This window comes from uncultured Mycobacterium sp., assembly GCF_964249325.1.
Lineage (GTDB): Bacteria > Actinomycetota > Actinomycetes > Mycobacteriales > Mycobacteriaceae > Mycobacterium.
Map to the genome: position 1 here is coordinate 1 of NZ_CAXUCH010000152.1, position 7,829 is coordinate 7,829.

Here is a 7,829-nt window from a genome sequence, read left to right on the forward strand (position 1 = left end):
GACGTAGAACCCGCCGATGCCGGCGCCGCCGGCGCGGATCGACTCGGCGAGCGTCTTGGCGGCCGCCTTGTCGACCGGGTCGTTCGCGGTCCCGAGCCACACCACGAAACAGCGCTGGTTCTGGGCACCCTGCGCACCCTGGCGTGTGTTCGACGCGGCGGGACCGATGACACCGGTCCAGATCTGGCCGTTCGGTTTGCTCGTGTCGGAGAACTTCACCTCGTAATACGATGCGCTGCCTGGCATCCCGTTGGCGCTGAGGGGGGTGCTGTCCTGGTTGATGCGGGTCCCGGGATAGGGCATGAAGAACTCGCCCATGTCCGAGCCGAGCCGGGTCGCGGCCTTAGTGTTGTCGGGTTCGGCACTGGCGTACCGCTTGTGCTCCAACCTGCCCAGCACGATGCGGGTGTCGTTGGCGACCGGCGGCGCTTGGCCCGGCGCGGGCGGTGGCCCTGTCTCCTTGCTAAGCAGTGCCGACCCATAGTCGAGGTGGGTGGCGTCCGATTCCACCCATCCGGCGGGAATGACGTAGCTGAATCCACCCGCGGCGTTGTTGACCCGGCCGGGTTCGGGCGCATTCGGATCGGCCACCGGCGGTGGGGCGTTGGGATCGACTCCCGGCGGCCCTGCGACCGGGTCAGCGGCCGGAGGTGCAGCGTTGGGACCAGCCGGCCCCGGCGCGGCGTCTGGTGCTGGGTTCGTGCCGGCCGGCGGCGGCGCCGCAGCGGTGTTGGGCGGCGGGGCTGGCGGCGGATCGGCGACCGCGGTTGTTGTGGGCATTGTAAATGTGATGGCGCCGGCACCGGTCATCGCAGCGATCGCCAGCGTCGCCGTGATGCCCTTGCGGCGTGTTTGGTTGGCATCCCCCTGCTTCATGGCCAAAAACCTACCGTGTTACCTCCGTGACGCAAGTGCGTTCGGCTGAGAAATGTAATCTCGCGTTGCATTGCGACAAGGCGTGAAGCCGCCCTGCCGATGCTGTCTCGGGTAAGCCGGTCGGGCCTCGTCAGCCAACGGAATCGCGGCCAGGCGCCGGGCGTGTCGGGTGCAGCGCCACCTCCTGCGCCTTGACCGAAAACCAGACGCGCTGTCCCGGCGTCAGCGATAGTTCCGCGGCGGCGTCGACGGTGATGTCGGCGGCTAGCCCCGGCGCGCCGTCGGACTGCTCAGATCCGCGCACGCGCACCGCCGGGCCACGCGAATCCAGCTCTGCCACGGTCACAGCGACCGTATTTGGGGGGCTGCCATGGGGCGCTTCTGGATACACCGCCACCGCTGTCGGCGCGAATACCGCAACCGCCTGTTGGCCACTGGTCAAATCCTCGCCTGCGGTGCCGTGCCAGACCGCACCTGAGCGCGCATGCAGCGCGCCGTCGGGGCCGAACGTGCCGTTCACCAGGTTTACGCCGGCGATGCGGGCGCCGAAATGGCTGCGCGGCGCGGTCAGCACGTCGGCGACCGGGCCGACTTCGGCCACTCGCCCTGATTCGAGTACCAACACCCGATCGGCCAACGTGTATACGTCCAGCAGGTCATGGGTTATCAGCACAGTGCTTCGCGCATTGCGAGTGATCACGTTGCGCAGCACCGCGCGAACCGCGGCCGCCCCGGCGACATCGAGCCGGGCGAGCGGCTCGTCGAGAAGCAGCACTTCGGGTTCGGCGGCGAGCGCACGCGCGATTGCGACGCGCTGGGCTTGGCCTCCTGAGAGTTGCCGCGGCTTGCGGTCGGCCAACTGTTCGGCATCGACTTCGCGCAGCCAGCGCAGCGCCGACGCCTTGCCCTGCGTGTCCCACAACAGCCGGCGACGGCTTCGCGGCCCGAACGCCACGTTGGCGGCCACGCTCATGTGCGGGAACAGCAACGGATCCTGAAGCAGCAGCCCGACTCGCCGCTCGTGTGTTGCCACGTCGACGCCGGCAGCGGTGTCGGTCAGCACTCGGTCCCCCAGCCGCACCAACCCCACGTCGGGCCGGACCAGCCCGGCGATGACATGCAGCGCGGTGGACTTGCCCGCGCCGTTAGGGCCCAGCACGGCCAGCACCTCGCCGGCCGAAACGGAAAACTGCAGATCCAGGCCGCGAGCGGCCACCACGGCGCGCAACTGCAACTCGCTCATGCCGCCGCGCTGGCTCCCGTCAGCCTGCGGGTGCCGACACCCACCACCACCAGCGCCGCGACCACCACCAGCAGAAGCGACAATGCCACCGCCGCGTCGGCGTCGGTCACCCGCTGCAGGTAGATCTCCAGCGGCAGCGTGCGGGTGACGCCTTGCCGCGAACCGGCGAACGTCAATGTCGCGCCGAACTCCCCTAGTGACCGGGCGAACGCGAGCACCGCTCCAGAAATCAGACCGGGCACCAGCAGCGGCAGCGTCACCCGCCACCACACCGCGCTGGGCCGCGCCCCTAACGTCGCCGCCACCATCTCGTAGTCGGCACCGGCGGTGCGGGCCGCGCCCTCCAACGCGATGACCAGAAACGGCAGTGACACAAACGTTTGCGCCAACACCACAGCGGTGGTGGTGAAAGCAATATGGATACCGGCCGTCTCCAGGTAGCGCCCGAGCAGTCCGAGCCGGCCGAACGCATACAGCAGCGCGATGCCACCGACCACCGGTGGCAGCACCAACGGCAACAACACCAGCGGCCGTAGCAGCCGCACCAGCAGCGCTGTGCTGCGGGCCAACACCAGGGCCATCGGCACGCCCAACAGAATGCACAGCGCAGTGCTGGCGGCCGCAGTCTTGATGCTCAACAACAGCGCTGTCGTCGACGCAGAGCTGGTGACCAACGCCAAGAAATGGGGCCAGTCGACCTTGGCCGCGACCGCCACCAGGGGCAGCACCACGAACGCCATCCCTATCGCGGCGGGCACATAGACCCAGCGCGCCAGACCGGCAGCTGCGCTCAACTCTGACCGTCAGGGCTTGGCGAAGCCGGCCTGCTGCAGGGTTTTCTGACCTGTCTCACTGGTCACCGCGTCGACGAACTTCTGAGCCAGCTGCGACTGAGGCGATTTCCTCAGCACCGCAATGGGATAGACATTGCGCGCGGCCGCTGCTTCGGGGAAGTTGACCGTCGCCACTTTCGAGCCGGCGTTGATTGCATCGGTGACGTAGACCAGCCCAGCGTCGGCCTGGCCGCTGGTGACTTTGTTGAGCACATCGGTCACGCTGGGCTCCTCGCTGGCCGGGCTGATATGCACGCCGGTGTTGCCCTCGATGCGGTGAGTCGCCGCACCGCAGGGCACCGGCCGCTGGCAGACCACCACGGCCAGCCCGCCCTTGCTGAGGTCGGCGAAGGACTGGACATGCTTCGGGTTGCCGGGGGCGGTGACGATGACCAGCGTGTTGGAAGCGAAATTGACCGGCTTGCCGGCCAGCAGGCCGGCCTTGGCGACTTTGTCCATTTGCGCGGTGTCGGCTGAGGCGAAGACGTCGGCGGTGGCACCTTGGGTCAACTGCGTGGCCAGCTCGGAAGATCCGGCGTAGTTGACGTCGACGCTAGCACCGGGATTATCGGTCTTGAACTGCTCACCGATGGTGTCGAAGGTTGGTCTGAGCGAGGCGGCGGCGAATACCACCAGCGGTTTTGGCGCCGGCGGTGACGATTGCGTGGTGGGTGACGTGGACGCTGACTGCGACGGGGACTTCGAGCTGCATCCCGTCAGGACCCCCACCAGGAGTATTGCCAGCCAACCGGTCAACACCCAGATGCGACGCATGGGTGAACCCTAACCCGGCGGCGATCCGGGCGACGTCGGAGTCAAATAGTTATGCAAACGGTGCCAGCGCCGCGCGAGCCGGAGTTTCACCGCTGGCTACTGTCCAGTAACATTTACCGAAACGCCATCACACCGGCGCTGTTCAGCGTCGAACACGAGGAGGTCATGGCAGTGGAGGTGCTGGTCACCGGAGGCGACACCGAGCTGGGTCGCACAGTTGCCGAAAGCTTTCGCGACGCCGGCCACACGGTGACGCTCGCCGGTGCATGCCGCGACGACCTCGAAGTCGCCGCCAAGGAGCTCGACGTGGACGCCATCGTGTGCGACAGCGTCGACCCGGCGAGCCTCGCCGAAGTTCGCGGGCTCTTCCCGCATCACCTGGACACCATCGTCAATGTGCCGGCAGCACGCTGGGACGCCGGCGATCCGCGCGCCTACTCACTGTCTGACCTGGCCGGCGCATGGCGCCACGCCTGGGACATCACTGTGCTGTCTGCGGTACTGACGGTGCAAACTGTGGGAGACCACCTGCGCTCAGGTGGCTCGATCATCGGGGTGGTACCGGACAACCCGCAGCCGGGCAGCGCCGACGCCGCGGTCAAAGCTGCGCTGTCGAACTGGGTCGCCGGCCAGGCCAGCGTGTTCGGCACCCGCGGAATCACGATCAATGCGGTTGCCTCTGGGCGCGGCGCGCAGCCCGGCTACGAGGGACTGACCCGTACGCCGCCACCTGTCGCCGCTGAAATCGCCCGGCTCGCGTTATTTCTGACTACCCCCGCGGCCCGCCACATCACCGGCCAGACGCTGCACGTCAGCCACGGCGCCCTGGCGCATTTCGACTAGCACGCGCACGCGTCACGCTTGCCCGCTACGGTACAAGTGTGGCTATCAGACTGGGACTGCAGATCCCCAACTTCTCCTACGGCACCGGCGTCACTGAACTTTTCCCGACTGTTATCGCGCAGGCTCTGGAAGCCGAATCAGCCGGGTTTGACGCACTTTTCGTCATGGACCACTTTTACCAACTGCCTGCGTTGGGTTCGCCCGATCAGCCCATGCTGGAGGCCTACACCGCGCTGGGCGCCCTCGCGACTGCGACCAATCGCATTCAGTTGGGCGCGTTGGTAACTGGCAACACCTACCGCAACCCGACGCTGCTCGCCAAAATCATCACCACGCTTGACGTGGTGAGCGCCGGCCGGGCGATCCTGGGAATCGGCACGGGCTGGTTCGAACTCGAACATCGTCAACTCGGTTTCGAGTTCGGCACTTTCACCGATCGGTTCAACCGCCTCGAGGAAGCGCTGCAGATCATCGACCCGATGATCAAGGGCGAACGGCCGACGTTCTCCGGCCGGTGGTACCGCACCGAATCAGCGATGGCCGAGCCGCGCTACCGCGACCGCATTCCGATCCTGATCGGTGGCAGCGGCGAAAAGAAGACGTTCTCGATCGCCGCCCGCTACGCCGACCACCTCAACGTCATCGCCGGATTCGACGAGCTGCCAGGCAAGCTTGACGCGCTGGCGAAGCGCTGCAACGAGGTTGGCCGCGACCGATCGACACTGGAAACCAGCATGCTGCTGACCGTGCTGCTCGACGAGAACGTCACCGCCGACGCCATCCCCGCCGAGATGAGCCAGCGGATGGTGGCGGGCGGCCCCGCACAGATCGCCGAGCAGGTCAAGGCGAAGGCCATTGACGCCGGACTCGACGGCCTGATCATCAACATCCCCTTCTACCGGCCCGGTGTCATCGCCGCAGCCGCCGAAGCGTTGCGCCCCGTCGTCGGTTCGTAACTGCCGGCCAGCCACCTCATGTGGCTGATCACACAGGCGTCGACCCGGCCAGCAGACGATGACGCCGACTACGGTGTTAATGAATCGCAGTCGCCGTCAGGAGCAACCCAAAAGTATGAGTGCCCAACCCGAAGCCAGTGCTGCGCCCGGTCGTCGCCACCAGGTCGTCATCATCGGATCCGGATTCGGCGGACTCAACGCGGCCAAGAAGCTCAAGAGGGCCGATGTCGACATCAAGCTGATCGCCCGCACGACCCATCACTTGTTTCAGCCGCTGCTGTACCAGGTTGCGACCGGGATCATCTCCGAAGGCGAGATCGCCCCGCCGACGCGGGTGGTGCTGCGCCGGCAGCGCAACGTGCAAGTGCTGCTGGGCGACGTCACGGGCATCGACCTGGCCGGCAAGTACGTGGTCTCTGAGCTGCTCGGCCACACCTACAAAACGCACTATGACAGCTTGATCGTGGCGGCCGGCGCCGGTCAGTCTTACTTCGGCAACGACCACTTCGCCGAGTTCGCTCCCGGCATGAAGTCGATCGACGACGCGCTGGAGCTGCGCGGCCGAATTATGAGCGCCTTCGAGGCGGCCGAAAGGTCAAATGACCCTGAACGACGCAAGAAGTTGCTGACATTCACTGTGGTCGGGGCCGGACCGACTGGGGTGGAGATGGCCGGGCAGATCGCCGAGCTGGCGGAATACACCCTCAAAGGCGCGTTTCGGCACATCGACCCCACCAAGGCGCGGGTGATCCTGCTCGACGCTGCTCCAGCGGTGCTGCCGCCGATGGGTGAAAAGCTGGGCAAGAAAGCGGCCGCGCGGCTTGAGAAGATGGACGTCGAGATCCAGCTCGGCGCGATGGTTACCGACGTCGACCGCAACGGAATAACCGTTAAGGACTCCGACGGCAAGATCCGGCGCATCGAATCGTCATGCAAAGTGTGGTCGGCCGGCGTTTCGGCCAGCCCACTGGGCCGGGAACTCGCCGAGCAGTCGGGCGCTGAAATCGACCGCGCCGGACGGGTGAAGGTGCTACCCGACCTGACCATCCCGGGCCACCCGAACGTGTTCGTCGTCGGCGACATGGCCGCGGTCGACGGTGTGCCGGGCGTGGCCCAAGGTGCCATCCAGGGCGGCAAGTACGCCGCAAACACGATCAAAGCCGAGCTCGCCGGCGCCGATCCGTCAGCGCGTGAGCCTTTCCAGTATTTCGACAAGGGTTCGATGGCATCGGTATCGCGGTTTTCCGCGGTGGCCAAGATCGGTCCACTGGAGTTCGGCGGCTTCATCGCCTGGCTCGCCTGGCTGGTGCTGCACCTGGTGTATTTGGTCGGCTTCAAGAACCAGGTCACCACGCTGGTGTCGTGGGCGGTGACCTTCCTGAGCAATCGACGCGAGCAGCTCACCATCACGGAACAGCAGGCGTTCGCCCGCACCCGCCTCGAACAGTTGGCGGTGCTCGCCGCCGAGGCGCACCGCGGTGAAACCAAAGTGGCCAGCTAGCGGTCCGGCTGAGGTTCGAGGTTCTGCAGCCGCACCTGCCCGCGGGCGACTGCCCGCTCGTCGGCGTCGGTGATGGTGACCAGCCAGAGTTGCTGACGCCGGCCGCGGTGCACCGGCGTAGTCGTGCCGTACACCGTCCCGGCGCTGATGGCGCGTAGGAAATCGGTGTTGTTGTTAACGCCCACGACCGAGCCGCCGCCGTGCGCGTTCAGCCAGGTCCACGCCGAGACACTGGCCATGCTTTCGATCATCGAGCAGTAGACCCCGCCGTGCACAATGCCCATCGGCTGCAGGAGTTTCGGCTGGATTTCCAGCCGAGCCCGCGCGCCGTCGGGGCTCAATTCGGTGAACACCAGACCGATTTCCGTATCGAACGGGGCGGTGAAATCCGGCGGCAGCACGTGGTCGGGCAGCGGTTGCACGCCCTTGTGTCTACACCATCGGATCACCGATACCGGCGCCCGGATGGGCGGGACACGGGCGAGCCCCGTGCACCCGGCACGGGGCTCGCCGATCGAGTTGACCGGGGGTCACTGCAGCCCTCAGGACACCGCCACGGTCACTGCGTCGCTCGATACGATCAGCATAGGCAAGGCTGCCCTAATGTTGCAAGGTTTGGCCGGGTTTGGCCGCGTCGGCGTCGAAACAGCGGGCCCCGCACCGGCAAACCGAAGTCGACCAGCGCCTCCAGCAGGGCTTGACCGCGGCGCATGCCGGTCAGCTCGCAGGTGCCGGCCAGTTGCGGTACCTGGGTCGCGGGGGGGGGGGCCCCCCCCCCCGCCCCCCGCCGCCCAGGGGGGCCC

The 7,829-nt window shown here is 66.8% G+C and carries 8 protein-coding genes and 1 pseudogene (1 of these 9 running past the window's edge); 3 read left to right on the top strand and 6 right to left on the bottom strand.

The genetic code is table 11. The features are described 5' to 3' along the window. The 4 genes from ACFE99_RS17245 to modA form a co-directional block, all read right to left on the bottom strand. A partial coding sequence (locus tag ACFE99_RS17245; RefSeq protein WP_375487395.1) for an alanine and proline-rich secreted protein Apa occupies positions 1 to 876 on the bottom strand: 876 nt, incomplete at its 3' end. 130 nt (positions 877 to 1,006) lie between these two features. After that, the gene (locus ACFE99_RS17250) at positions 1,007 to 2,119 is read right to left on the bottom strand and encodes a sulfate/molybdate ABC transporter ATP-binding protein (protein ID WP_375487397.1); all 1,113 of its coding nucleotides are present in this window, start codon (positions 2,117 to 2,119) and stop codon (positions 1,007 to 1,009) included. Then, positions 2,116 to 2,859: an ABC transporter permease gene (locus ACFE99_RS17255; protein WP_375487414.1), complete on the bottom strand. Its 744-nt coding sequence runs from the start codon at positions 2,857 to 2,859 to the stop codon at positions 2,116 to 2,118. The genes ACFE99_RS17250 and ACFE99_RS17255 overlap by 4 nt, the downstream gene beginning before the upstream one ends. 63 nt (positions 2,860 to 2,922) lie before the next feature. Then, a complete protein-coding gene (gene modA, locus ACFE99_RS17260) occupies positions 2,923 to 3,726 on the bottom strand; it encodes a molybdate ABC transporter substrate-binding protein (protein WP_375487399.1) in 804 nt (267 codons plus the stop codon). Between the two features lie 165 nt (positions 3,727 to 3,891). On the opposite strand from modA, the gene ACFE99_RS17265 reads away from it, so the two are divergent. From ACFE99_RS17265 to ACFE99_RS17275, 3 genes are all read left to right on the top strand, one after another. Beyond that, positions 3,892 to 4,569 carry an SDR family oxidoreductase gene (locus ACFE99_RS17265; protein WP_375487416.1) on the top strand — a complete coding sequence of 226 codons (678 nt, stop codon included), beginning with the start codon at positions 3,892 to 3,894 and terminating at the stop codon, positions 4,567 to 4,569. A 38-nt stretch (positions 4,570 to 4,607) separates the two neighbouring features. Then, entirely contained in the window at positions 4,608 to 5,525 is a 918-nt protein-coding gene (locus ACFE99_RS17270) for an LLM class F420-dependent oxidoreductase (RefSeq protein ID WP_375487402.1), read from the top strand. 115 nt (positions 5,526 to 5,640) lie between these two features. Further along, complete coding sequence (locus ACFE99_RS17275; protein ID WP_375487404.1) at positions 5,641 to 7,026, top strand: NAD(P)/FAD-dependent oxidoreductase; 1,386 nt, start codon at positions 5,641 to 5,643, stop codon at positions 7,024 to 7,026. Here the strand turns inward: ACFE99_RS17275 and ACFE99_RS17280 are convergent. Both ACFE99_RS17280 and ACFE99_RS17285 read right to left on the bottom strand, forming a co-directional pair. Then, entirely contained in the window at positions 7,023 to 7,448 is a 426-nt protein-coding gene (locus ACFE99_RS17280; protein ID WP_375487406.1) for a PaaI family thioesterase, read from the bottom strand. The two genes, ACFE99_RS17275 and ACFE99_RS17280, sit on opposite strands and share 4 nt — an antisense overlap. A gap of 158 nt (positions 7,449 to 7,606) precedes the next feature. Then, positions 7,607 to 7,829 (bottom strand): annotated as a pseudogene (locus tag ACFE99_RS17285) (iron reductase); it runs 608 nt beyond the window's last position.